The 24,517-nt window shown below is 60.1% G+C and carries 20 protein-coding genes and 1 pseudogene; 8 read left to right on the top strand and 13 right to left on the bottom strand.

The annotated features are described in order from the left end of the window. Positions 1–104 precede the first annotated feature (104 nt). The 3 genes from L2I46_RS17090 to L2I46_RS17100 are packed head-to-tail and all read right to left on the bottom strand — an operon-like array spanning position 105 to position 4,262. Positions 105–2,549, bottom strand: a complete 2,445-nt coding sequence (locus L2I46_RS17090; RefSeq protein ID WP_236948059.1) for a beta-glucosidase family protein — start codon at positions 2,547–2,549, stop codon at positions 105–107. Continuing rightward, positions 2,524–3,147 (bottom strand): NADPH-dependent FMN reductase, encoded by a 624-nt coding sequence (locus L2I46_RS17095; RefSeq protein WP_236948060.1) that lies wholly within the window; start codon positions 3,145–3,147, stop codon positions 2,524–2,526. Before L2I46_RS17095 ends, L2I46_RS17090 begins: the two co-directional genes overlap by 26 nt. A 20-nt stretch (positions 3,148–3,167) precedes the next feature. Further along, on the bottom strand, positions 3,168–4,262 hold the full coding sequence (locus tag L2I46_RS17100) for an LLM class flavin-dependent oxidoreductase (RefSeq protein WP_014907086.1): 1,095 nt from the start codon (positions 4,260–4,262) through the stop codon (positions 3,168–3,170). 202 nt (positions 4,263–4,464) lie between these two features. Between L2I46_RS17100 and L2I46_RS17105 the strand changes: the two genes are divergently transcribed. Further along, positions 4,465–5,109, top strand: a complete 645-nt coding sequence (locus tag L2I46_RS17105; protein WP_012967405.1) for a TetR/AcrR family transcriptional regulator — start codon at positions 4,465–4,467, stop codon at positions 5,107–5,109. Between the two features lie 11 nt (positions 5,110–5,120). On the opposite strand, the gene L2I46_RS17110 is transcribed toward L2I46_RS17105, so the two are convergent. From L2I46_RS17110 to L2I46_RS17120, 3 genes are all read right to left on the bottom strand, one after another. Next, positions 5,121–6,368 (bottom strand): MFS transporter, encoded by a 1,248-nt coding sequence (locus L2I46_RS17110; protein WP_023290709.1) that lies wholly within the window; start codon positions 6,366–6,368, stop codon positions 5,121–5,123. A gap of 268 nt (positions 6,369–6,636) precedes the next feature. After that, positions 6,637–8,136: a GMC oxidoreductase gene (locus tag L2I46_RS17115; RefSeq protein WP_105491345.1), complete on the bottom strand. Its 1,500-nt coding sequence runs from the start codon at positions 8,134–8,136 to the stop codon at positions 6,637–6,639. A 127-nt stretch (positions 8,137–8,263) separates the two neighbouring features. Beyond that, positions 8,264–9,721 (bottom strand): MFS transporter, encoded by a 1,458-nt coding sequence (locus L2I46_RS17120; RefSeq protein WP_044524423.1) that lies wholly within the window; start codon positions 9,719–9,721, stop codon positions 8,264–8,266. A gap of 220 nt (positions 9,722–9,941) precedes the next feature. Between L2I46_RS17120 and L2I46_RS17125 the strand changes: the two genes are divergently transcribed. The 4 genes from L2I46_RS17125 (at position 9,942) to L2I46_RS17140 (ending at position 12,905) form a co-directional block, all read left to right on the top strand. After that, positions 9,942–10,715 (top strand): TIM barrel protein, encoded by a 774-nt coding sequence (locus L2I46_RS17125; protein WP_050533618.1) that lies wholly within the window; start codon positions 9,942–9,944, stop codon positions 10,713–10,715. 20 nt (positions 10,716–10,735) lie between these two features. Further along, on the top strand, positions 10,736–11,749 hold the full coding sequence (locus L2I46_RS17130) for a sugar phosphate isomerase/epimerase family protein (RefSeq protein ID WP_105491344.1): 1,014 nt from the start codon (positions 10,736–10,738) through the stop codon (positions 11,747–11,749). Between the two features lie 11 nt (positions 11,750–11,760). Further along, positions 11,761–12,153, top strand: a complete 393-nt coding sequence (locus L2I46_RS17135; protein WP_023290704.1) for a C-glycoside deglycosidase beta subunit domain-containing protein — start codon at positions 11,761–11,763, stop codon at positions 12,151–12,153. A gap of 272 nt (positions 12,154–12,425) precedes the next feature. After that, positions 12,426–12,905: an RrF2 family transcriptional regulator gene (locus L2I46_RS17140; RefSeq protein WP_023290703.1), complete on the top strand. Its 480-nt coding sequence runs from the start codon at positions 12,426–12,428 to the stop codon at positions 12,903–12,905. A gap of 63 nt (positions 12,906–12,968) precedes the next feature. Here L2I46_RS17140 and oqxB read toward each other — a convergent pair whose 3' ends face one another. Next, complete coding sequence (oqxB, locus tag L2I46_RS17145; RefSeq protein ID WP_105491343.1) at positions 12,969–16,121, bottom strand: multidrug efflux RND transporter permease subunit OqxB; 3,153 nt, start codon at positions 16,119–16,121, stop codon at positions 12,969–12,971. A gap of 23 nt (positions 16,122–16,144) precedes the next feature. Beyond that, positions 16,145–17,320, bottom strand: coding sequence for a multidrug efflux RND transporter periplasmic adaptor subunit OqxA (gene oqxA, locus L2I46_RS17150; protein WP_023290702.1), 1,176 nt, complete (start codon positions 17,318–17,320; stop codon positions 16,145–16,147). Positions 17,321–17,652: 332 nt separating this feature from the next. On the opposite strand from oqxA, the gene L2I46_RS17155 reads away from it, so the two are divergent. Further along, a complete protein-coding gene (locus L2I46_RS17155) occupies positions 17,653–18,006 on the top strand; it encodes a helix-turn-helix domain-containing protein (RefSeq protein WP_032429203.1) in 354 nt (117 codons plus the stop codon). Between the two features lie 19 nt (positions 18,007–18,025). On the opposite strand, the gene L2I46_RS17160 is transcribed toward L2I46_RS17155, so the two are convergent. Further along, on the bottom strand, positions 18,026–18,598 hold the full coding sequence (locus tag L2I46_RS17160) for a flavin reductase family protein (RefSeq protein WP_044524415.1): 573 nt from the start codon (positions 18,596–18,598) through the stop codon (positions 18,026–18,028). 211 nt (positions 18,599–18,809) lie between these two features. On the opposite strand from L2I46_RS17160, the gene L2I46_RS17165 reads away from it, so the two are divergent. Both L2I46_RS17165 and L2I46_RS17170 read left to right on the top strand, forming a co-directional pair. Beyond that, complete coding sequence (locus L2I46_RS17165) at positions 18,810–19,694, top strand: LysR family transcriptional regulator (RefSeq protein WP_072421409.1); 885 nt, start codon at positions 18,810–18,812, stop codon at positions 19,692–19,694. Between the two features lie 120 nt (positions 19,695–19,814). After that, positions 19,815–20,615 (top strand): hypothetical protein, encoded by an 801-nt coding sequence (locus L2I46_RS17170; protein ID WP_072413481.1) that lies wholly within the window; start codon positions 19,815–19,817, stop codon positions 20,613–20,615. A gap of 143 nt (positions 20,616–20,758) precedes the next feature. On the opposite strand, the gene L2I46_RS17175 is transcribed toward L2I46_RS17170, so the two are convergent. The 4 genes and pseudogenes from L2I46_RS17175 to L2I46_RS17190 all read right to left on the bottom strand — a co-directional run. Beyond that, entirely contained in the window at positions 20,759–21,121 is a 363-nt protein-coding gene (locus L2I46_RS17175; protein WP_060591865.1) for a cupin domain-containing protein, read from the bottom strand. Between the two features lie 449 nt (positions 21,122–21,570). After that, positions 21,571–22,137, bottom strand: coding sequence for a helix-turn-helix domain-containing protein (locus tag L2I46_RS17180; RefSeq protein WP_048298702.1), 567 nt, complete (start codon positions 22,135–22,137; stop codon positions 21,571–21,573). A 401-nt stretch (positions 22,138–22,538) separates the two neighbouring features. Further along, entirely contained in the window at positions 22,539–23,279 is a 741-nt protein-coding gene (locus L2I46_RS17185; RefSeq protein ID WP_048335038.1) for an SDR family oxidoreductase, read from the bottom strand. Between the two features lie 120 nt (positions 23,280–23,399). After that, a pseudogene (locus L2I46_RS17190) lies at positions 23,400–23,519 on the bottom strand (integrase arm-type DNA-binding domain-containing protein); the annotation flags it as partial. Positions 23,520–24,517: the final 998 nt, after the last annotated feature.

A 24,517-nucleotide genomic window follows, 5' to 3' on the forward strand; every position in this document is an offset into this window, starting at 1 on the left:
GCCGGAACGCTGCCGCCGGGCGGTTTTTTTTCGCGAATCGGCTGGCGCAGGAATAAAAAAAGAGGGCCGGCACGTTGCCGACCCTCTTTGACATCGATCCGGGCTTAGCCCCGGTGGCTGATTTTCCCGTCGGGAGTCAGCACGAAATCGAAGGTTGCCCGGATATCGTCGCTGGCGAAACCCACCGCCAGCTGCCAGGGGCCGCTGGCAAGATGCCATTCCTGGGCGGGCACCTGCCAGCGCTGCAGCGCGTGACGCGGCAGGGCAAGGGTCAGGGCGGCTTCCTCGTGCGCCGGGACGCTGACCGCCGCAAACTCCGCCAGCGCCGACCAGGCCGTCTCCGGCCCCCGCAGGTAGAGCTGGACCACTGCTTTTCCGGCGCGGGCGGCGCGGTTTTCCAGCCGGCAGCGCAGCTGCAGAGCATCCACCTCGTCGCCTGTCAGCGCGGCGGCGCTCAGGGTGATATCGGCATACCCCAGACCGTGACCAAAGGCCCAGGCGGCGGGGCGTTCGCGGGCGTTAAACCAGCGATAGCCCACCTGCTGGCGCTCGTGGTACCAGAGGTCCCCTGCGGCGTCCGGCGTCAGGCTGCGCACCGGATAGTCGTCCAGACGCTGGGCGAAGGTCACCGGCAGGCGACCGCCAGGCTCACGATCCCCGGCCAGCACCGAGGCCAGCGCCGGGCCAAACTCCTGGCCCGGATACCAGACGACCATGACCGCCGCCGCGTCGGCGAGACACCCGGTATCCACCGGATGGGCGACGTTCAGCACCACCACCGTCCGCGGATTCGCCGCGCAGACGGCGCGGATCAGGGCGACCTGATGCGCCGGCAGCGCGGTAGCGTCCCGGTCGATGCTCTCCAGACCGGCATCGGCCGTTTCGCCGATCACCAGCACCACGCTGTCGGCCGCCCGGGCATGGTCGACCGCCTGCTGCAGCAGATCGATGGTTTGCGGGGGCTGGCAGCCGAACCAGATGCCGTGGGCGATACTGCTGCCCAGCGCCATCTCGGCCCGGAAGGTCAGGGTTTCCCCCGCCTGCAGCGGGAAGTCGAGACGGGTATGCGGGGCTTGCATCAGCTTGCCCATGATATCCCCCTCCAGCGCCTCGCCGTTAAAGGTCGCCATACGCTCGCCGTTCAGCTGCAGGGCGATCTCCCCGGTGCCGCCGATCCAGAAGCCGTAGCGGCCGCTCACCGGCGCGGTGAACTGGCAGCTTACCGTCACGGTGGCGCGTTCGGTCAGGCGCAGCATGTCGCCGACGCCCGGCATATCGCGGAACCAGATCAGCGAGGAGGCGTCGCGCACCTCCTGATGAACCACGCCCCCGTCGGCGGTGGCGTAGGCAACGTCCAGGCCGCGCTCGCCGGCGGCGGTGCGCAGCGGCAGATGATGCAGAGGCGGGATGCGGTAATCGCTCTCCACCCCCTGGGCATAGCTTATTTCGACCCCGGCGGCGGAAAAGCGCTGGCGAATGGCCTCCAGAGGAGAGATCAGCCCCGGCATCAGCGCCACTCTGGCAAAGGTCCCGCCCTGGAAGCAGGGCGTCGTGGCGTTGGGGCCAATCACCGCCAGCCGCTGTCCCGCCTGCGCGGCGAGGGGCAGCAGCCGCTGGCGATTGTGCAGCAGGACAAACCCCGCCGCCGCCGCCTCTTCGAGGGTGTGACGCCGCTGCGCCTCGGCGGCGGCAGAGCCATCCCAGGGCAGGGGATGGCTGACCCGTTCGGCCAGCCGCGCCAGCCGGACGGCGGCATCGTCCAGCCGCCGGGCGTCGCTGTCGGTGTCCATCAGCGCGGGCAGCAGGCGCTCGCCCATATGGCGGGCCGGGCCCGGCATCTCCAGATCCAGCCCGGCGCGGAAGCTGGCCGGGCCGTTCTGGGTGCCGAACCAGTCGGACATCACCAGCCCGTCCCAGCCGAGATCGCGCTTCAGCCACTGGCTGATGGCCTGATGCTGCTCGGCGCAATAGATCCCGTTCACCCGGTTATAGGCGGTCAGCATGCCCCAGACGCCGCGGCTGGCCGCCACTTCGAACGGCCAGAAATAGACTTCGCGCAGGGTGGCTTCATCGACGACCACGTTCATGGTCCGCCGATCGGTTTCCGAATCGTTGCAGACCATATGCTTGACGATGCAGCCCACCCCTTGACGCTGGACGCCGTCGATCCACGCCGCGCCGAGCTCGGCGATATGCCGCGGGTCTTCGCCGAAAAGCTCAAACGCGCGGCCGGCAAGGGGGCTGCGCAACAGGTTCAGGTTAGGCGCCAGCAGCGCCTGCGTTCCGGTGCGCAGCGCCTCCTCGCCGATGACGCCGCCAACCCGGCTGACCAGATGGCGGTCCCAGCTGGCGCCAAGCGCCAGCCCGCAGGGGCTGAGCAGGGCAATATCCCGCTCGTCAACCCGGCCGCCGGTGATCCCCATCGGGCCGTCGGACAGGGTGACTGAACCCAGCGTGGAGTGGGGGATAGGGTGGGTGGACCACATCCCCATCCCGGCGGTGAGCCGCGCTTTTTCGGCAACGCTAAGCGACAGACTGAGCGCAGGCATCGGCATGTCTCCGTAAGGGGGCGGCGGGGGCGAAGGCCAGCGCTTGTTCGGCTACGGTGGTCAGCGCGCGCTGGACCGCGTCGTCGGTGCAGCGGCCCTCGCTGTCGAACAGCGACACGCCGGCGGTGTTGAGGGTCACCCCCAGCGGAGTCGGCCAGCCGCGCAGGGCGTGAACGATCCCGCGCATGGCGCCGAGGGTGGTGTTGCAACCCTGCCAGCCGGCGGCGGTGACGATGCAGCCCACCGCCCGGCCATCAAGATAGACCCGGCTGTCGCCGCGCAAATCTTCCAGCAGGTCGATGGCGTTCTTCACCAGACCAGACACCCCGCCGTGGTAGCCCGGCGAGGCCAGCAGAATGCCGTCGGCCTGGCGCACGGCGTCGACAAACGCCGTTTCCTGCGGCGTGCGGGTGGTGACTTCCGGGTTAAACGGCGGCAGGGCCGCCAGTTCAGCGCCGCCGAACAGCTGGGTCTGCGCGCCGAGCGTGCGGGCGTGGGCCAGCGCGGCGGCGAGGGCGCGCTCGGTGCTGGAGCCCGGGCGGGTGGTGCCGCCGATGCCGATCAGCAGCGGCGGGCGTGAGAAAGCAGGTTTATTCATAGCAGGATCTCCCGGTCGGATTAGCGAAAGCGCGGCAGGATCTGGTCCGCAAACAACGAGATCGACTGCTGGCTCAGGCGCAGGCGTTCCTCGGTCAGCGGGCCGTTGGTGAAGCCGAGCAGCACGTTGCCGATGCCCAGCTGCTGATGGCGTTCCAGCTCCTCGGCGACGGTCTCCGGGCTGCCGTACAGGCACCAGGTTTTGATCCACTCTTCGCTGAAACAGTCCGGATGGCGGTGCAGCGTAACGCCGCTGAACTCTTCCGCCCGCTTGTTGTACTCATATTCCCGGTCGATGGCCTGCTGGTACCAGCCCATGATCTGCAGCATCTCTTCGCGGGCCTGCTCGTCGGTGGGGGCGATATGGACGCACTGCCAGGTGTGGGTGGTCCACGAGAGGCAGTGGTTCACCACCTCGTCGCTATGGCCGGCGTTGAGCAGGGCATCGCGGTAGCGGGTGAAATAGTGGGTCAGCTGGCCAAACGGATCGTTGCTGGCCGGGATCGGCGGAGTAAACGCGGGAATAAAGGCCGGCCAGCCGTTATCGGCGGCGCGCTGCATGCTGGTTTCACGTAGCGCCACCGGCATAATGCGGTTGAACGGTTTTTGCCAGGGGGCAGGAACGATGCGCTGGACTACCGCGCCCTTATAGTGGCCGGTTTCGAAAATGATCGGATCGTCTTCAATATTTTTCTCCCACAGCCGCTGGACCAGATCGAGGTTCTCCTGCAGCAGGCTGGAGGCGTCCTTGTAGTTCACGCCAAAGCCGATCATCTCTTCCGGCGTGGTGCCGCTGCCGATGCCCACCAGCAGGCGGCCTTCGGTGAGTTGATCCAGCAGGTTAACGCGCTCGGCGAAGCGCACCGGGTGGTGCAGCGGGACGGTGGTCACCGACATGCCGAAGTGGATCTTTTTCAGCTGGCCGGCCAGGTAGGCGGCGAAGACAAACGGATCGCTGGACATCGGCGCATAGCCGGTGAAGTGATGGTCTGGCATAAAGACCGCATCGAAGCCGCGATCTTCGGCCTGGCGCGCATGATCGATCAGCGACTGCATGACAAAACGATCCTGCTCGGGGGCGGTGGAACGGCCGACGAGGAAAACAGAGAAACGCATAGCAACTCCTGGGTTGTGTGGTGGTTGTTATTATTAAATAGAACTAGAATTATGATTCTAGTTGTTTATCAAAGAATGAAAATGACCGCCATCACACTTTTGCCACATCGCCGACGGGGGAGTCGGGTGGGCAATTTGCAGCGTGGTCGCTAACTGCAATACACTGCGGGGGTTTTCTATGGATAAAGAGGTGAGAACTGCGATGACCGATCTTCCCGCGATGCGCCAGCCGAAACAGGACCGGAGCCGGGTGGCGCTGGAGCGGCTGATGGCCGCCAGCCGTGAAATCCTGCATGAAGGCACCTTTGAGCTGCTGACCATTGCTGAAATCAGTAAACGCTCGGGCGTTTCTGTCGGCTCGATCTATGCCCGCTTCGGCGGCAAAGAAGATCTGTTTATCGCCGTCATGATGGAGGTGATGCAGGAGCTGGACGCCGAATGGCAGCAGCTGATCCAGCAGCTGCACGCGCGCAATCTGCCGCTGCGCCAGCGGCTTCCGGCGCTGATGGATGTCCAGGCGGAGTATCTGCGTCGCCATGCCGGGATCCTGCGGCCGTTTATGGCGCGGGCGGATGATGAGCGCGTGGCGGGGATTGGTAAAGCCGCTTACCAGAAAAATGAGCAGACCTTTATCGACCAGCTGCTCGACGCCGCGGCGGAGATCCGCCACCCGGAGCCAGAGCAGGCCGCCCGCTTCTGCTTTACGGTTTCGTATGCCGCGCTGGCGCGCTTCCTCGGCCTGGGGTCGGCGGCAGAAGCCGCCGGCGAGGGCGACTGGGAACAGCTCAAACGCCATCTGGGCATGATGTGTCTGAGCTATCTGGTTACCCCCGTCGAGGCCGGCTAAGCGGCGGGATTTTACTTCGCTAACTGCCAGGCGCTGGCCTGCTTGTGCTGACGCAGGCGTTGGCTATGGCGGGAGAAGGTATAAAGAAATATCGCGGCGGCCAGCACCAGCGCCGCGATGCCGAGCGTCAGGAAGGCGCTCAGCACATCGTTCCCGGCCCGCAGGCGGATCGCGCCGACGATAATCGGGCTGACGAACATGCCCGCGAAGAAGGCCCCGGACCAGGCGCCCATCGCCCGGCCGCAGTAGGCGGGCGGAATCAACGATCCTACCCAGTAAATCATCGCATTAATCGCCATGCCGGCACCCAGCTGCTGAATGGCGGAGCCGATCCCCATGGCGATCAGCGTCCGCGATTCGCCCACCACCAGCATTCCGATCCCCATCAGGCAGAGCATGATGGCGAGCACGCGCTCCGGCGTATAGCGGCGGGAGACCAGACCGAACAGCAACGAACCGACCGGCACGGCGAGGCTGACCAGCGACATAATCAGGCCGATACGCTGCGGGCTGGCGTTTTGCAGGGTATGAAAGGCGTTGGCGCCGTTGATGGTGTACACGTAATAAATGATGGCGCAGACAAAGGTGAGCACGCTGAGGGCGATCACTCGCGGCCACGGAAACGGATTATGCTGCGCCGCCTGGGCGGCGTGCTGCGGACGGGCCGCCTGAGCGGGTTCGAACATCCAGAAGTACATCGCCAGAAACAGCAGGATGGCGACAAAGTAGATCATAAAGGCGCCGTTCCAGCGCAGGGCGGTCAGATAGCCGGAGCTGGCCAGTACCAGCACCGCCAGCGCCGGGCCAATCACCCCCTGCACCGTCAGCCAGAAGCGGCGCTGTTTGTCGTCAAAGTAATCGATCAGCATGGTGTTAGCGATGGTCAATACCACCGCCTCCGCCAGCCCGACGCCGAGGCGGCTGCAAAAGATGCCGGTCAGGGAGGTGATGTACAGCGGCATTGTGCCGCAGATGCCATACAGCAGCGTGGCGCTGAGCAGCAGTTTGCGGCGGCCAAATTTATCCGCCAGCCAGCCGGTGCAGGGCCCGGCGATGGCGATCACCAGACCGGGCGCGGTGAGCATCAGCGGCACCAGGGTTTCGACATAAGGCACGCCGGCGAAGTGCTGGATCAGCGTCGGGACCGCCGGCGCCAGGGAAACGATCGCCAGGATGGGCAGAAAGGCGGTCAGGGCGATGATGATGCCCTGGATCGCGCCGGCTTGCGGCGCGTGGGGCGGATTCAGACTATGGCTCACGACGTTCTCCTTTTATCGCGCGGGTCGCCTGTCGTTGGCGGCGGCGCGGTTTTTTAGTATGCAGGTCAGGGATACAGGTGGCGGCGGGAATAGCCGCGGATTTAAGAGTAGGAGCAGGAACGGCGCGGGGAAAAATTGTGATTACGTATGTGATCCATCACAAACAAAAATACCATTGGTTTTGTATGGTTTTTGCGGCAATAAAAAGGCGACCGGTGTCGCCTTTCGCGGGGAGCGGGGCCGCTTGTGCCCCGGTGAGCCAGAGACGCTACAGCAGCCGCGCCACGATATCGTCAGCGGCGAGGATCGCCAGCGCGACGCTGGTCAGCGTCGGGTTGCAGGCGGTTGAGGTGGGGATCGCGCCGTTGCCGCCGACGTACAGATTATGAAAACCCCAGACCCGCGAGCGGCGGTCGGCCACGCTGTTGCCGTCGTTCGCTTCTCCCAGGCGACAGGTTCCCTGGTAATGCAGCGAGGTGCCCGCCGGCAGGATCATGGCCTCCCCGCCGGGCGCCACGCGGCCCAGCGCGGCGCCGACGCGTTCAGTCACTGCCACCGCCTGCTGTAAACGGCGGCGATCGCCGTCGGTTAACTGATAGTTCAGCTGCATTTTCGGCAGCCCTACGGCGTCGGTTTCATCACTGAAGACGATCCGATCCTCCTCGCGCAGCTCCTTGGCGAGGAACAGCCCCAGGCCCACCACCGGCTTCGCCGGGGTACCCGACGGCTGGGCAAAGGCGATCGGCGAAGTATCCATCTGCATCAGTTGACCGTGGAACGGAAAATCGGGCTCATGGAACGGCAGCCAGGTGACGCCGGAGACATTGTCCCGTCCGTCGCGCACCGGGGAGGTCGGCGCGACGGCGGCCGGCGGGGCGTCCACTTCAATCAGGGCGATCACCTGCGGCTGATCGTTGAGCCAGCGCCCCAGCGCCCGCGGACGGATGCCCGAGGCGTACAGCAGCTGCGGCGTACGCAGCGCATCGGCGGCGACCACTACCGCTTTGGCCGTCACCACATACTGTTCGCCGGTACGCAGATCGCGCAGCTCCGCCCCGCGGGCGACGCCGTCCTCGCTGAGGATCCGCGTGCACAGGGTGGCGGTGCGGATCTCCACCCCGCGCTGGTGGCGGGTCTCTTCCTCCGCCAGCTCGCCGAGCACCGCGTCGACGCCGGACCAGCGCGGCTTGCCCTCCGGCGTCGCGGCGCAGGCCAGCGGCATAGGCTGCGCCAGCCGCGCCGGCGGACGGTCGCTGGCGAAGTGCTGATTAAGGGCATCGACGATTTGCCGGCCGATGGCGGTGGCCGGAAATCCATCGCGGGTCACCTGCAGATAATGCTCTGCCGACTCCCAGGCGTCGGCCATCTCCCGGGGATCGAGAAAGGGAATGACTTCGCTGCCGCCCGGTCGCGGACAGGCGCAGGTCCAGTGGACGCCCATGCCGCCGAGGTTAGTGGAGAGCGCGGCGGCTGGCATGCCGCTGTGGGGCGCCGTCGGGTCGAGAAGATGGGTGCCGGGCCGCGCCTGCAGGGCGTCTGCCGGCAGGTTTTCCGGCAGGGCGGCCAGCGGAAACGCCCGGGCGCGGTCGTAGGCCGTTTCCCGCTGCGCTGGCGCCAGGTTGCGGATATTAACCCCGGTGGCGGGCGTCAGCGCTTCGCCGGCTTCCACCACCAGGATCCGCGCGGCGCGGCGGTCGGCAATCCGCCGCGCGAAAGCGGCGCCTACCGGGCCGCTGCCAATAATCAGTACATCGATGTTCTCATCCATATCAGTCCTTGCCTTTGTTGTTCTCCGGGCGCATGCCCGTTGCAGGTGTACAGAAAATAGGTACTACAGCTTTGTGCGTCCTGATAAATGGTTCCTCATGATAGCAGCCATTGCCGGACGCGATAGGTCATGGCTTCCCGGGCGGGGGAAGCACCGAGACGGGCAGCAGGCGGCTGAGGGCGGCAATCGCCAGCAGGATCAGGGCGCCAAGGGTCAGCAGGGTGATAAACGCCCCGCGCCAGGCGTCCGGCGCGGAGGCGCTTTGCGCCAGATAGAAGCCGCCAAGGGTCGCCATGCCGAGGGCGGCGCCAAACTGCTGGCCGGTGCGAAATAATCCCGACGCCGCGCCGGCGTGGGCCACCGGGATCGCCGCCATGGCAAAGGCCGGCAGCGGGGCGGAGATAAGCCCCATCCCACAGCCGCACAGGCCGAACCCGAGACCCAGCGCGGTCAGCGGCAGCGTCCCCGGCGCCGCGGCGATCCCGTAGCCCATCAGCAGCAGGCCGCTCATCTGCACGGCCACCCCGACCAGCGTCACGTTACGCCCAAGACGAGGCGATAGCCGGCGGCCGGCGACGGCGATGGAAAACATCGCCCCGAGGGCGAAGGGGATGTGCAGCAGGGCGGTATGGAACGGGCTGAAGCCCAGCCCGCTCTGCAGCACCAGCGCGGTGGCCAGCAGCAGCGAGGCGGTGGTCAGCTGATAGAGCAGGGTGATGACGATCCCGGCGCGAAAGAAGCGGTCGCGCAGCACCGCGGGGGGTAACAACAGCGTGCCGCCCCGGCGTTCACGGCCCAGCAGATGACGCCAGAGGAGGGCCACCGTGATGAGCGACAGCAGCGGCGGCAGCGCCATCCATAGCGGCCAGCGCAGGGCGGGGCCTTCGATCAGGGTGAGCAGCAGCGCGCCGCCGCCCACCACCGCCAGCAGGGTACCCAGCGGATCGATACCTTTGGCCGCCGGGCTGCGCACCGCCGGCAGCGCCCGCCAGGCCAGTATCACGGCGACGACGATCACCGGCACGTTGATCAAAAAGATCGGCCGCCAGCTGAGGCCGAACAGATTGCTTTCGATGATGATCCCGCCGAGAACCGGGCCGAGGATCCCGGCGGCGCCGCCGAGCAGGCCGAAAATACTCATCACCCGGAAACGTTCGTGCGGGCGATACAGAACCTGCATCAGGGAGAGGATTTGCGGGCCCATCATCGCCCCGCTGGCCCCCTGCGCAATACGCATCGCCACCAGCATCTCCGGGCTGGCGGCCAGCCCGCAGCCGGCCGACGCAGCGCCAAACGCCAGCAGTCCGCTGATAAATAGCCGCCGGTAGCCATACAGATCGCCGAGCCGACCGCCGGTGAGCAGCAGAATGGAGAAAAAGAACAGGTAGCCGGTGACCACCCATTCAATTTGCCGCGGGCTGGCGAGCAGATCCCGCTGTACCACCGGGATGGCGACATTAATGATCGAGACGTCGATGATCTCCAGCACCAGCGCTATCGAAACCACCAGCGTGGCCAGCGTGCGCTGCCGCTCGCTGGTATAGGGAGGCGCCTGAACCGCGGCCGCCGAAGCGTTATTGAGCATGATGTACCTTCAGATTTGGTTAAAAACTTGTTAAATAATGTTGACAATTTATAGCAACCAGAGATTAGAATTAGAGCACTCATTCTGGTTATGCCGCGTCAGATCCTGCTGTTGACCGCGAAGCCAGAAGGGAAGGCGTCACACTGCCGCTCCGAAACAGAATAAGAATTCTTATTCTAATTTTGTTTGTTTTGATCTGGCAAGTAGAGAAGGGGGTCGGATGTATTTGTCCGCATGTATTGAATGGCTGTTTCGTGAAGAGTATCCCGATTTCAGCGATCGGGTCCGGGCGGCGAAAGCGCAGGGATTCAGCCACGTTGAGTTTCATCTCTGGCGTGATAAACCGCTGGCGGCGCTGGCGCAGGCGCTGGAGGAGACCGGCGTGAGGCTGTCGAGCTTCGTGGTGGAGCCCCGGCGCAGCCTGGTGGATCCGGCGGAGCATGAGCAGTTTCTGGCGGCAGTGAGCGACAGCCTGGCGGCCTCGCGCCAGCTGGGGTCGCCGCCGCTGGTGGTGGCCTCCGGCTTCAGCCGCGAAGGGGTGGCGATCGCCGAACAGCAGGCGCAGGCGATCCACATCCTGCGCCAGGCGGCGACGCTGGCGGAAGCCGCCGGGGTCACTCTGCTGCTGGAGCCGCTCAACACCCGCATCGATCATCCGGGGATGTTCTTAAACGACACCCGGCTGGCGCTGGACATTATCGAGGCGGTCGACAGCCCGCGGCTGCAGCTGCTGTTTGACGTCTATCACTCGCTGGTGATGGAAGAGGAGATGGAGGAGGTGCTCGGCGGCAGAATGCACCGGGTGGGACACGTGCAGATAGCGCAGGCGCCGGAACGTAACGAACCGGATCCGCGCAGCGGCGAGTGGCCAGAAGTGATCGCCCGGCTGCAACGCCTGGGCTACAACGGGGCCATTGGCCTGGAGTATAAACCGTCGCTGCCCGCAGCGGCCTCGGTGGCCCGCGCCCGCGAAGCGACCGGCTTATCCTGTTAACCAACTTACCTGGTACTTTTATGACTCAGAAAATAAAACGCGGCGTCAGTCTGTACAGCTTTCAGAATGAGACCTATCTCGGCAAGATGTCCCTCGATCAGGCGATCGGTCACTGCGCGGCGTTCGGCGCCCGCGGCATTGAAGTCGTCGGCGAACAGACCTTCGCCGGCTGGCCGGAGTGCGGCATGCCGGAGGCGGCGATCGCCGACTGGCACCGTCTGATGCAGCGCCATGACACGGTGCCGGTGTGCCATGACTTTATGCTCGACTATAAACGCTATAAAGACCGGCCGATGCCGTTTGACGAGCAGGTGCGCAGCGTGCAAAACGACATCGATTTTGCCGCCCGGCTGGGCATGCGCTTTATCCGCTCTCTGGTTTCCGTGGCGCCGGAGGTGCTGGTGGCGGCGGCGCCTTATGCGGAAGACAAAGGGATCACCATTCTGCTGGAGGTGCACGCCCCGCTGCATTTCGACCATCCGTGGATTATTCGCCATGCCGAAGCCTATGAAAAAGCCAACACCCGGGCGCTGGGCTTCCTGCCGGATATGGGGATGTTTTTAGCCCGCTTCCCGCGGGTGTGGAAAGAGCGCTTTATTCGTAACGGTTGCCCGCAGGCGGCGGCGGATTTTATCGAGAAAGCCTATGAGGAGCGGACGCTCAGCGAATACGTGATCCTGGATGTGATGCAAAAATGGGGGCCAGGCCCGCAGCTGGCGATGGCGGAAACGCTGCGCCACAACGCGGCGTTCGAGCCGAAGCGGATGCTCGATTTTATGCCGCGGATCCACAACATTCATGCCAAATTCTATGAGATGACCGACGAGATAATCGAGTGGTCAATTCCCTACGATGAGATCTTCCGCGTGCTGCAGAAGGGCGGCTATGAGGGGTATGTGTGCTCCGAGTATGAAGGCAACCGCTGGGTGGAAGATGCGCAGGAGGTGGACAGCCTGGAGCAGGTCCGCCGCCAGCAGCTGATGTTCTGTCGCCTGTTAGATGAAACCCCACCCCCGGCGCTGCTGGGTCAGTAAGGAGCATTATCATGTTTGATCAGCATATTATCTGCCGCGAAGGTTTCGGCAACGTCACCCGCGACGGGGAAGTTATCGGCGTGCGCTTTTTGGCCCGTCTGCCTTACTACCGCGGTCTGGGTTTGTCGATGGTGGAAGATATCGCCGTGACCCTCAACGGCGAAGCCATCCCGCGGCAGGCGATCCGCCTGGCGCTGCGCGGCCGGGAGTGGACGCTCGACGAGCTGGAGAGCGTTTACGACGACCGGTGGAACTTCGGTGAAAAGGCGACCATCACGGTGCTCAAACCCGGCGGCCTGCCGGCCGGCTGGCATCGCCTGAAGGTGGCCGAGAGGCTGCGGATCTCCTATCTGCCGTTTGTGCCGGTGACCACCTTTGAAACCGAGCTGGAGTTAACGGCGTAACCTCCCGCAGGATCCGCTGCCGTTATGGCAGCGGATTTCTATACCACGGGGCAGCCACCGGGGAGCGCTGAGGAGATTGCCGTCCAGTCAAACCGCTTCGGAAGAGCGCGGTTTCTCAGCCCGCCTGTGCAGACGAAATAGGAAAATTTACTTCGCAGGCTAACCGCAGATTGCTTCAAAAAAATTCCCGTATTTGTTATATTGTTGTTCATTGATTACTCACCTCTGCGGTGCCAAAAAGAACAAGATTCACCGCAACCCAGGACAATACCATGTTAGATTACCGCTTCCCGACAGCTTTGCAGATGGTTCTCAGCGTAGCAATGGCGGAGCAGATGGGTGAACGTTCGACGAGTGCGATTCTGGCCTACGGCCTGGAAGCCAACCCGAGCTTTATCCGCAAATTAATGGTTCCGCTCACCCGTGACGGCATCATTGTCTCCACGCTTGGCCGCAACGGCTCTATTCATCTTGGCCGCCCGGCGGACAAAATCACTCTGCGTGATATCTATCTTTCCGTTATCGAAGATAAAAAACTGTGGGCGTCGCGCCCTGACGTCCCGGCCCGCTGCGTGGTCAGCGCCAACGCCTGCTGGTACTTCAAATCGGTCGCTGACGAAGCGGAGCAGGCTTCGCTAAACGTCCTCGCTCGCCATACCGTGGCCAGCGCGCTGGAGGCGCTTAAAAACGCCGATACCAGCGGCTGCGACCCGGTACCGGAAATGATCGCCCGCTTTAAAAAAGCGCATTAATCCTGGTCCTGACGAAAAAAAACCGCCTTCAGCTGAAGGCGGTTTTTTGTTATTTGCCGCAGGCTAGGCGGGCAGATCCTCCTCGACCGGCTTACTGCGGGTCACCAGTTTCCGTAGCGTCACGTAAAACACCGGCGTCAGGAACAGACCGAACAGCGTCACCCCCAGCATCCCGGAGAACACCGTGATCCCGGTGACGCCGCGGACTTCCGCCCCTGCGCCGTGGCCGAGGATCAGCGGAATGGTCCCGGCGATAAAGGCGATGGAGGTCATGACAATCGGGCGCAGTCGCAGGCGGCACGCCTCCAGCGCGGCTTCCATGATGCCTTTGCCCTGAATCTCTAGCTCGCGGGCAAACTCGACGATCAGAATGGCGTTTTTACAGGCCAGGCCCATCAGGACCACCAGCCCCACCTGCACGAAGACGTTGTTATCGCCCCCGGTCAGCCAGACGCCAAACAGCGCGGAGAGCATCGTCATCGGCACGATAAGGATCACCGCCAGCGGCAGGGTCCAGCTTTCATACAGCGCCGCCAGCACGAGGAACGCCAGCAGCACCGCCACCGGGAAGACGATCAGCGCCGTATTGCCCTGGGTGGCCTGCTGGAAGCTGAGATCCGTCCATTCAATATTCATCCCATTCGGCAGCACCTGTTTAGACATGGCATCCAGCAGCGTCATCGCCTGCGAGGAGGAGAGGACGCGCGGATCGGCATCGCCAATCAGGTCCGCCGCCGGATAACCGTTGTAGCGGATCACCGGATCCGGCCCGTAGGTGGTACTGATATTCACCATACTGCCGATCGGCACCATTTCGCCCTGATTATTGCGGGTGCGCAGATTGGCGATATCTTCCACGCTCTCGCGGTACGGCCCGTCAGCCTGGGCCATCACGCGCCAGGTACGCCCGAACTGGTTAAAGTCATTGACATAAGACGAGCCGAGATAGGTCTGCAGCGTGCCGAACAGATCGGTCAGCGATACCCCCTGCGCTTTCGCCTTATCGCGATCGACCTGGACATCCAGCTGCGGCACGTTAGCCTGGTAGGTCGAGATCGGGAAGTGCATCCCCGGCGTCTGCATAATCGTCCCGGACATGGCATTCACCGCGCTTTGCAGCGCGCCATAGCCCAGCCCACCGCGATCCTGGATGTACAGGGAGTAGCCGGAGCCCTGACCCAGTCCTAAAATCGGCGGCGGCAGGATGGAGAAGCCAAATCCCTGCTGGATTTGCGCGATTTTGGCGTTGATCTCCGCGTTGATTTCCGCCGCCGAGTGTTTGCGCTGGTCGAACGGTTTCAGGCCAAAAAAGACCGTCCCGGTATTCGGCGTGTTGGTGAACTGCAGCGCGTTAAGACCGGGGAAGGCGACCGCATAATCGACCCCTTCGGTATTCATCCCGATCTCGCTCATTTTGCGGATCACCGCATCGGTGCGCGCCAGCGACGAACCTTCCGGCATCTTCACGCCGCCAATCAGGTACAGCTTGTCCTGGGTGGGAATAAACCCGCCGGGGACGACTTTAAACATCACCCCTGCGGCGCAGAGCAGCAGCAGGTACACCACAAACACCGCGCCACGGCGGCCGAGGGTTTTGCTCACCAGCCCCTGATAGCCGTGCGAGCTGCGCAGGAAAAAGCGGTTAAACGGACGGAAAATCCAGCCGAACAGACGATCGATCAGCCGGGTAGGGAGGTCTTTTTTCGCGCCGTGCGGCTTTAACAGCAGGGCCGCCAGCGCCGGGGAGAGCGTCAGCGAGTTGATGGCCGAGATCACCGTGGAGATGGCGATGGTCACCGCAAACTGCTTGTAGAACTGACCGGTCACGCCCGAGAGAAACGCCATCGGCACGAAAACCGCGCACAGCACCAGCGCAATAGCGATAATCGGCCCGGAGACCTCTCGCATCGCCTGATGCGCCGCGGCAAGCGGCGCAAGCCCCTCTTCGATATTGCGCTCGACGTTTTCCACCACCACGATGGCGTCATCCACCACGATACCAATCGCCAGTACCAGCCCGAACAGGCTCAGGGTATTCAGCGAGAAGCCCAGCAGATAGAGTATGCTGAAGGTACCGACCACCGATACCGGCACCGCGATCAGCGGGATAATCGACGCGCGCCAGGTCTGCAGGAACAGGATCACCACCAGCACCACCAGCACCACCGCCTCCAGCAGCGTCTGCACCACCGCGCGGATGGAGTCGCGCACGAACACCGTTGGGTCGTACGGCGCCGCCCACTTCATATCTTCCGGGAAGCGGGTGGCCAGCTCGGCCATTTTGGCGCGCACGGCGTTCGACAAATCGATGGCGTTAGCCCCCGGGGACTGGAAGATACCGATCCCGACCGCGTCCTTGTTGTTGAGCTGGGAGCGCAGCGCATAGCTACCGGAACCCATCTCGATGCGCGCCACGTCGCGCAGGCGGACCAGCGAGCCGTCCTGCGCTGTTTTCAGAATGATATTGCCAAACTCTTCTTCGGTATGCAGACGGCCCTGGGCGTTAATCGAGATCAGGAAGTCGCTCTCCTGCGGCAGCGGCTCGGCGCCAAGCTGCCCGGCGGAGACCTGGACGTTTTGCTCCTGCATTGCCGTGACCACGTCCGAGGCGGTCAGCCCGCGCGCCGCCACCTTATTGGGATCCAACCAGACGCGCATCGCATATTCGCCGGAACCAAATATCTGGATTTGGCCGACGCCGGGCAGACGCGCCAGCTCATCCTTCACCTTCAGCGTGGCGTAGTTGCGCATATACAGCGAGTCGTACTTACCGTTTGGCGAAAACAGATGCACCACCAGGGTCAGCGTCGGGGACTGTTTCTGGGTGGTGATCCCCAGACGGCGCACATCCTCCGGCAGACGCGCCTCCGCCTGCGCGACCCGGTTCTGCACCTGAACCTGCGCCTGATCCGGGTCGGTACCCGGGCGGAAGGTTACGGTGGTCACCAGCACGCCGTCGGAGCCGGCGACCGATTTCATGTACATCATGTTTTCAACGCCGTTGATCGCTTCCTCCAGCGGCGTCGCCACGGTCTCGGCAATCACTTTCGGGTTGGCGCCGGGATACTCCGCGCGCACCTGCACGCTGGGGGGCACGACGTCAGGATATTCGCTCACCGGCAGCAGCGGGATGGCGATTAACCCGGTGATAAAAATTAAAATCGACAGCACCGCGGCGAAAATTGGCCTGTCGATAAAAAAGCGGGAAAAGTCCATGTCTTGGATTCTCTGATTAGGGATCAGTTGAGGGCGGCGCTGGGGGTCATGGCAACGGTTTTGGCGTTAACCGGCATACCCGGCATAAACACTTTTTGTAAGCCGTCGACGATGACGCTATCCCCAGGCTTCAGACCCTGCTTCACGACGCGTAAACCGTCGGCCAGCCGCCCCGGCGTGATATCACGTCGCTGCGCTTTGCCATCTTTATCAACGATATAGACATATTTACGATCCTGATCGGTGAGCACCGCTTTGTCGTCGATAAGCGTAGCCTGGAACGCCGCGCTGCCCGGCAGACGCACGCGGGCAAACAGACCCGGCGTGAACAGCCGCTGCGAGTTATCCAGCAGGGCGCGCATGCGGATGGTGCCGGTGCTCGGCGTTAACTGATTATCGAGAAAATCCACTTTGCCCTGATGGGGGTAGCCCTCCTCGCCAACCAGGCCAATCTCCACCGGGAGCGCCTGATTATCGCTGGACGCGCCTTGCCCGCGGCGGGCGAGATTTTGGTAGTGAAGGTAGGTTGACTCGTCGACGTCAAAGTAGACGTACACCGTCTTCTGCGAGACCAGGGTGGTGAGCACGCTGGCGGTGTCGCCCGCCGTGACCAGGTTGCCGCTGGTGATCAGCGCGCGGCTGGCGCGGCCGTCGATAGGGGCGGTCACTTTGGTGAAGTCGAGGTTAAGCTGCGCGGCATCCACCGCCGCCTGCGCGGCGCGAATATCGGCCTGCGCCTGTACCGCGGCTGACCGGCGCTGCTCCCACTCTTCACGGGAGACGAGGTTGGTATGGACTAATTTATCGGTGCGGTTCGCCTCGCTTTGCGCCAGGCTGGCCTGCGTTTTGGCTCTCGCCAGCGTCGCCTGCGCCTGCTCCAGCGCGGCGCGATAGGTTCTGTCGTCTATCGTGAACAGCACCTGGCCCTTTTTCACCTCCTGGCCGTCGGTGTAATTCACTTTATCAATATATCCCGAGACGCGGGGGCGGAGCTGAACGCTCTCCACCGCTTCAATGCGACCGTTGAAACTATCCCACTGACTGATCGACTTCACCAACACCTTAGCGGCGCTGACGGCAGGCGCGGGCGGCGCGGCGTTTTGCGCGACGCTGTCGTCGCAGCCGACGAGCAGAAAGGAGAGCATCATCGCGCCGAGCGCGGTCAGGTGAATGTTTCCCCAGTTTTTTTGCAGGCTCATTATTTTTATTCCAGTCATTGTAGCCGCCGGGCAAGACGCAGCCTGAGAGGCTGCGCCACTTCCTTTGTCCGGGCTGGCTTAAGGCCATTTGTGTCGATCATCGCCACAAAATTGTAACAATTTCGAATACACTATCGCGGCGATTGTAGGAAGGCGCTTAACTAAGTGCAAGAATAATTGTTGCACTTTATGTGCGATCCTCACCGGAGAAAAAAGGCGCGATCTGGCAGGGTTTTAAATGCAACAATAAAACTTGCATTTTGTGTAAAACCAGGCCACCTTTTAATGCAACTGCTAAAGATGCTTTTAACCGGCCGCGAGGGGGAAATATGATGAACACTGGCGCCATCATTCAGGATCTGATCGACTGGATCGACAACCATCTTGATAGCCGTCTGGATATTGATACCGTTGCCCGGCGAGCCGGCTATTCGAAGTGGCACCTGCAGCGGATCTTCAAAGAACATACCGGGCACCCCCTCGGGGAGTATATCCGGGCGCAAAAGCTGCAAAAATCGGTCGAACGCTTAGCCCACAGCAACGAGCCGATCCTCAACGTGGCGATCGCCCTCGGCTTTGACTCCCAGCAGTCCTTCAACCGCAGCTTCAAGCGCCAGTTTGGCCAGGCGCCCGGCGTCTGGCGCCGGAGTATCAGCCGCTCTGCCGCGCAGACATCTCGTCAGTGATGCTCATGACCGGGGAGGGTCAGTCCTTACCCGGTCCATGATCGAATTTGCTGCCTTTGCCGATGGCATAGAACTGCCCGCCTGCGACATAGTGAACGGTCCGCAGCTCGTCCGGCGCATCATCAAAGATCCAGTGTCCGTTGCGGAATACCCGGTCATCGCTCCAGGCGGCGACGATGTCGCCCATAAACAGATTGTGCTGTTGCTGGATGTCCGGGTAAGGCATCACTTTGCACACCAGCCAGCCCGCGCAGCCGGCGACAAGGGGGAGATCGAACCCCGGCTGATAAAAGAAGGGGATGGTGTCGTTTTTATCCGGCGCGTCGGCATAGCTGCGCCCGCCAGCGTAGAGGACGGTTGCCATCTGGCTGACTACGGGGATCTGCACGACGAAATAGCCGCTCTTTTCCACCAGCTGACGAGTGAAGGCCTGGGGGCCGATATAGGCCACCACTTTTCGCTCGCCTGCCAGCCCAACCCAGGCGGCTGACATGACATTTTCGACGCCATCATATTTTGCGGAAATCATGGTGGTGGACCCGACCTGCAATAAACGATACGCCTTACGTAATTCGACAGGCTGAACGGACATTATTTTTCCTTTATGCGTGTTATTTAACGTGTTGATTCTCTGGATATTTATTGAGGGCATGGTCATTTTTGGCCCCTCACGCGATATCCACAGCGCAACGATACGCCAGGCGATTAAGCGCAAAAAGATGCGTAAATTGTTTTCATTATTCATAATCAACGAATAATCATGCCGCCTGTCGGTAGGCTGCTCGCTACAGGGGAGAAAGAAGGTGGATCGTATCCAGGCTATGCAGATGTTTATGCGCGTCGCGGAGGCAGGGAGCTTCGTGCGTGCCGCGGAAACCCTTTCCCTGCCGGCCTCCACTGTCACCAGTACCATTAAAAACCTTGAGAAATACCTGAAGGTGCGACTGCTGAACCGGACCACAAGGCGGGTGAGCCTGACTCCGGAAGGGATGCAGTATCTGGCGCAGTGCCGGGAAATTCTCGCCCTCATCGAACATAGCGAATCCAGCCTGAGCGAGTCTGTCGCGCGGCCTCAGGGGCGCCTGCGGGTTGATATGCCCGCGGGCATCGCGCATTTCATCGTCATGCCCCATCTGCAAGACTTTTACCGACGTTACCCTGATATCTACCTGATGATCGGGGTCAGCGATCGGCAGGTCGATCTCATTCAGGAAGGCGTCGACTGCGTGATACGCACGGGAGAGCTGAACAACTCCAGCCTGGTGGCCCGGCCTCTGGGCCGCTTTCGCTGGGTCACCTGCGGGTCACCGGACTATCTCAGGGAATATGGCGTGCCGTCATCACCGGAGGCGCTCTCTCAGCACCGGGCCGTGCATTATTTCTCCGGCCAGGCGAGGCGGGCCGATGAGTTCCGCTTCCTTCGCCACGGCGAGACTTTTTCTGTACCCGTCAGCGGCACCGCCGCGGTGAATGAAACGGGGCTCTATATAAAAATGTGCCTGGCAGGATTTGGGCTGGCGCAGCTGGCGGAGAATATCGTTGCTGACCACCTGCGGGAGGGGAGGCTGGTGGAAGTGCTGGCGGACTGGCAGCCGCCCCCGGTACCCGTCACTTTGCTCTATCCGCACCAGCGCTTTCTCTCTCCCGCCGTGCGGGCGTTTGCTGAGTGGATGAGCGAGGTGGTTTGAGGGGATTATCGTTTCGGGAGCCCCTCATGGGAGCGCAGGGCTCCTGCAGAAATATCTGGTCTGCCGATCAATCACTCGATATTCTGTAATGCTTTGTCTTTTTTGTGAACAGGAAAAAGTATGTTTAATACGCTCCCCGATTTACACAGAAGTTTTGCAGAGCAACTGAAGCTTAAATTACAGTCTGACCCGCGGATCCACGCCCTTCTCGCCGGCGGATCGTTTATCCATGGCGGGTTTGATCAATACTCCGATCTGGATTTCGTGGTGGTGGTCGACCCTCTCTATTATGACGAAATCATGGCTCAGCGTATGGCGTTCGCCGGAACCCTCGGCCATCTGCTACATGCTTTCACCGGGGAACACGTCGGCGAGCCTCGCCTGCTGATCTGTCTGTTTGGCCCGCAACTTCTGCATGTCGATCTCAAATTTATCACCCTGGACATGCTCACTCAGCGCGTTGAGGAGCCTGCCGTGCTATTTACCCGTGATAGCGATGCTCTCAAGCGCCAGCTGGCAAAATTTAGCGCTTACTGGCCGAACATGACGCCGGAGTGGTTTGAGTCCCGAGCCTGGATCTGGCTGCATTATGCCGGGGTTAAACTGGGCAGGGGCGAACTCTTCGAAGCGCTGGGGATGCTGTCCTTCTTCCGCGAACAAGTGCTGGGACCGATGCTGTTCCGTCGCGCCAATCTACCGCAACGCGGGGTTCGCCGAATAGAAGCCCTCGGCATTGATCCCGATGGCCTGCTGACTTCCACTCTGGCAACGCACGATCGTCACTCTGTCGGGATTGCCATCCGAAGGGCTGCCGACGCTTATGTCAATCTGCGGGCTGATGCGCTGCCTGACAATATTGCAGACGATGCGGCGCGGTGGGCGGTCTTTGCCATGCTGGACGCCTATTCTGACAAGGAGTAAATCTATCCCTCCGGCCGCTGACGCGGCCGGAGTATGAAAGGGTTGCGCGAGATGTTATGGGTGGTTTTATCCTGAGAGGGGGGCCGGGTAACCGGTAACGCTAAAACTTCCCCTGGCCCGGTTTGTTCCGCACCGCCAGACGATTAGAGTTTATCCAGTTCACGCACGGTACGTTCATTGACGATATTACCCGTATTCAGGGTCGATTTTGGCTCCAGTAAAACGACGCAGCACTCTTCGGTTAACGCTTCAGGACAATGCTCAGTTCCTTTCGGCACAATAATAAACTCACCGGCATCAAGAATGATATCGCCTGTTCTTAAGCCCATTCGCAAGCGGCCGCTGATCACAAGAAAAAGCTCGTCCTCCTGTTCATGATGATGCCAGTCAAATTTTCCGGATAATTTAGCCAGTTTGACATATTCGTTATTCATTTCGCCGACAATTTTCGGGCTCCAGTAATCGCTGAACAGAGCAAAACTGTCTTTTAAATTAACTTTACGCATTCATTTTCTCCGTCACACATATTTAATGCGGGTGGGTTGATTTCATCATAAAAAAAGAGCAGGCATTGGGCCGCACGGCGCACAGCCGGGTTAGGCGATATTGAGCGCTAATATAAAGACGCCAGGACCATCAGGAAAGTGACCGTATTATGGCCAGATTCCCGGCTATTACGCCTGCTTTGCTTTGTGGGGAAATACAGCGCAAGCAGGCCGGTTCTGCTGTTCGAAATAACAATACAGTTAACCCGCAAACTGAACAACGGGTTTCCCGATGACGGGGGAAGATATTTATCAGTTCGCAATCAATCGCCTGAATTTAATTAATTTTATTTTTAAAATAATTTTCCCTCAGGCATTCAGCGGACCGTTTTTGTTTCTTTAAGTGAACAGATGCCCGAAACTCTGGCGCCATATCTCAGGTCTCCAGGTCCGATAATGGCGCGGCGGAGTTAACCGGGCTCGAGGTGAGTCATCACCACCGTCGCGCTAACCGCCGTTTCCGTTGCGCTGTACGTGTGCGCAATCTCCGCAGAGAAGGCATAAAAATCCCCGGGCTCCAGGGTGATGACTTCATACTGGCTCAAGCGCAGGCGCAGAGTTCCGCTGTGTACCAGAATATGTTCATGCGCCCCCTCTGAATGTCCGGGGCTGTGGATGGTGACCCGCGGTTCCATTTGCAGCAACCATATCTCGGAGGTATTGCCGGGGCCGATGCGGAATTTCATCATTTGCGAATAATCGCCCGGCACAGGGCGATATTTTTCAAAGCGGGGATACATCCTGCTGCCGCTTAGCAAATCGCCGACCGGTAAACGTAACGCGGTGGCGATAGCGTCCAGCGTATCAACTCGGGGACTGGAAGATCCTGATTCCAGCTTGGATAACGCTCCCTTTGAAACCCCTGACAATTTAGACAGATCGTTTAACGAAATCCCCCGGGACTGCCGTAGTCGTCTTATTTTACTGCCGATATTTAATGACAACGCAGCTGGTTTATCGCGTTCTGAATCTGCCATTATTGCCTCCCTCCCCGAGTGAGTCCTTCTCATCCGAATAAACGCCCCGCCCAGTTGAGATTGCGGTAGGGACATAACACTGCTGTCGCTGGCCTGATATGTCATCGCTGCATCAACAGTCTGTGATTCTTCACGCGCCCGCCATGCCTGAATACCACGTTTATCCTTTCAAATGAATCATTTTGGTGTTTACCGGTTTGATGGGCAGTCTGGGTCACGGGAGATATTGCACATTGAATCTGTTCGTTGCGTTCGGATGTTGCCGGGCTGTTTTAAGCGAAAAATGGACGATTCTGGAGTAACGGATTGTTTATTGATGTAAGCAGGGGCCGTTATTTTCCCCACTTCTACAGTGGGGGTTTGAGGATCTGTATCAGGAAATGATGCCGGTGTTGCCATATCTAGTAATGCACCAGCCCGCCATCTACCGCGTACTGACTGCCGGTGACATAGGATGCGTCATCAGAAAGCAGGAAAAGTGCGACAGCAGAGGCTTCTTCCGCGGTTCCTGCCCGGCCGAGGGGGACCTGGCTGACAACAAAATCCTCAAACTGCTGACGCGACTCTTCCGGCATGAAATGTCTAAAGTTCGTTTCGATCGGACCCGGTACCAGCGTATTGGCGCGAATACCCCGCACAGCCAGCGCAGAGGCCCAGCTTTTAACCATTGCGACAACTGCGCCTTTCGTTGCTGCATAGAGGCTGGTCATTGCCGCACCTTCATATACAGATGAAGATGAGGTGACAAGAACAGATGCGCCTGAATTGAGGGATCCAGAAAGAGCGGCAAGCTGCAGCATCGGGCCGCGGACGTTAGCATTCATCATGCGGTTAAAAGCATCCGCTGTCACCGATTCCGGAGCACCTACTTCTGCGAAGCCAGCATTAAGCCATAGTCCGTCGAGTGAACCCCAGCCGCTTATCGCTGCCTGAAGAACGCTTATATCTGCTTCGCTGGCTGCATCGTTTTTCAGAATGAGAGATGATTCAGGCAGTAGACTACGGGCGCGCTTCAGCCTTTCATCATTGAGGCCCGTAATGGCAACATTGCCGCCCTCACTAACAATGCGCAGTGCGCCTGCAAATCCCATACCGCTGGTACCGCCAGTGATAAGGATGCGTTTACCTTGAAATCTGCCCATGATTCGCCTTTCTTTGTCTTTAGAAACATCAAGTACCTGACGAAGATAACCATCAGTCGTCATCTGTTACATCACGCCATGGTGAGATTATGGCTGCAGCGTTGGCATTTGGCACCAAGCGGGGTAGGGGCCAATGCTGATGGTGGCCCTTTTTTTCAGCGCCGGGGGAGTGTATTTGAAGAACCAGATCTTTCTGCCGAATGGCTTAATCAACAACGCCAGCCCGTCGCCATCGCGTAGCCGCTACTCGGTATTAGTTTGGTATTTCAATTGGTTAGGTATCTTTTTGCACCATGGTTTTTTACGATATGGCATCGTGGTGCAAAACAAGCATAGATGATGCTCGAGATTTATACAGAGAATATGACCGCACAGGTAACAAAAAAACCCGCAGGGCTTGCGCCGTGCGGGCTTTCAGGACTTCATCGGATGACTCTGGTAATCACCGATGGAGAATTTTGGTGGGCTGGCGGAGTCTGAATAGACAATGTAATTGTTTGAATTTAAATTATTTTATTGTATTCAACTTTCATTTATGTACCTAAACGTGTACCAATTATGGAATGTCATAGCATTCTTACCTATCTAAAGTTGTCGATTGCCCTTCCTCCTGATGATTTTTCTGTATCTACTAAGGCGGCTAGAGAAAAAGTTTTTTGCATTTAACTGTTCACACTGTTCACCTTCTTATTTTTCTTTTTATATCATAATGATAGATGGTGACCAGTTGGTGAAGAGTGAACAGTCAACTCTTCACCTCAGCGCGTCTCTGGCCGGTTTCCGGCGACTATCACGGCAATACGATGGTGATGAGGGGGAAGCAAAAAGTTTTTTTGGTGAAAACTGTTCACACTGTTCACTGCAGGTCTTTGTTATTTATTTTCAAGATATTAGCGTGTGAATACTCGGTGAACAGTGAACACTTTACTGTTCACTCTGGACAGTCAGTCAGTAAAAAAAGACCGGCTGTTGCCGGCCAGGTTAGATTGTGTTGCGGTGGGTTCATCGCACTTCTGCACCAAGTCTGCTCTGCTTTCTTATGTGAGAGTGATCTATACTTCCAGCCTGGTTAGGTTGTATAGTGATCATACATGAATCCTGTCTTACTATATCAAAAGACGGCGCTAGGTAAGATAATTTTAAAGAACATTATGAGGAGAACATTTTAACTACTCTCTCTAGCCTGACTGTATTATCAGTGATGGAAAGTAAAATATTTTTAATATCCATGGAGACTT

It is taken from the genome of Klebsiella sp. 2019SCSN059 (assembly GCF_021739525.1).
GTDB classification, from domain to species: domain Bacteria; phylum Pseudomonadota; class Gammaproteobacteria; order Enterobacterales; family Enterobacteriaceae; genus Klebsiella; species Klebsiella quasipneumoniae.

Coding starts and splice junctions, on each gene's coding strand:
- L2I46_RS17090 (WP_236948059.1), bottom strand. CDS start 2,549: ATGCCTGCGCTCAGTCTGTCGCTTAGCGTTGCCGAAAAAGCGCGGCTC.
- L2I46_RS17095 (WP_236948060.1), bottom strand. CDS start 3,147: ATGAATAAACCTGCTTTCTCACGCCCGCCGCTGCTGATCGGCATCGGC.
- L2I46_RS17100 (WP_014907086.1), bottom strand. CDS start 4,262: ATGCGTTTCTCTGTTTTCCTCGTCGGCCGTTCCACCGCCCCCGAGCAG.
- L2I46_RS17105 (WP_012967405.1), top strand. CDS start 4,465: ATGACCGATCTTCCCGCGATGCGCCAGCCGAAACAGGACCGGAGCCGG.
- L2I46_RS17115 (WP_105491345.1), bottom strand. CDS start 8,136: ATGGATGAGAACATCGATGTACTGATTATTGGCAGCGGCCCGGTAGGC.
- L2I46_RS17120 (WP_044524423.1), bottom strand. CDS start 9,721: ATGCTCAATAACGCTTCGGCGGCCGCGGTTCAGGCGCCTCCCTATACC.
- L2I46_RS17125 (WP_050533618.1), top strand. CDS start 9,942: ATGTATTTGTCCGCATGTATTGAATGGCTGTTTCGTGAAGAGTATCCC.
- L2I46_RS17130 (WP_105491344.1), top strand. CDS start 10,736: ATGACTCAGAAAATAAAACGCGGCGTCAGTCTGTACAGCTTTCAGAAT.
- L2I46_RS17135 (WP_023290704.1), top strand. CDS start 11,761: ATGTTTGATCAGCATATTATCTGCCGCGAAGGTTTCGGCAACGTCACC.
- L2I46_RS17140 (WP_023290703.1), top strand. CDS start 12,426: ATGTTAGATTACCGCTTCCCGACAGCTTTGCAGATGGTTCTCAGCGTA.
- oqxB (WP_105491343.1), bottom strand. CDS start 16,121: ATGGACTTTTCCCGCTTTTTTATCGACAGGCCAATTTTCGCCGCGGTG.
- oqxA (WP_023290702.1), bottom strand. CDS start 17,320: ATGAGCCTGCAAAAAAACTGGGGAAACATTCACCTGACCGCGCTCGGC.
- L2I46_RS17155 (WP_032429203.1), top strand. CDS start 17,653: ATGAACACTGGCGCCATCATTCAGGATCTGATCGACTGGATCGACAAC.
- L2I46_RS17160 (WP_044524415.1), bottom strand. CDS start 18,598: ATGTCCGTTCAGCCTGTCGAATTACGTAAGGCGTATCGTTTATTGCAG.
- L2I46_RS17170 (WP_072413481.1), top strand. CDS start 19,815: ATGTTTAATACGCTCCCCGATTTACACAGAAGTTTTGCAGAGCAACTG.
- L2I46_RS17175 (WP_060591865.1), bottom strand. CDS start 21,121: ATGCGTAAAGTTAATTTAAAAGACAGTTTTGCTCTGTTCAGCGATTAC.
- L2I46_RS17180 (WP_048298702.1), bottom strand. CDS start 22,137: ATGGCAGATTCAGAACGCGATAAACCAGCTGCGTTGTCATTAAATATC.
- L2I46_RS17185 (WP_048335038.1), bottom strand. CDS start 23,279: ATGGGCAGATTTCAAGGTAAACGCATCCTTATCACTGGCGGTACCAGC.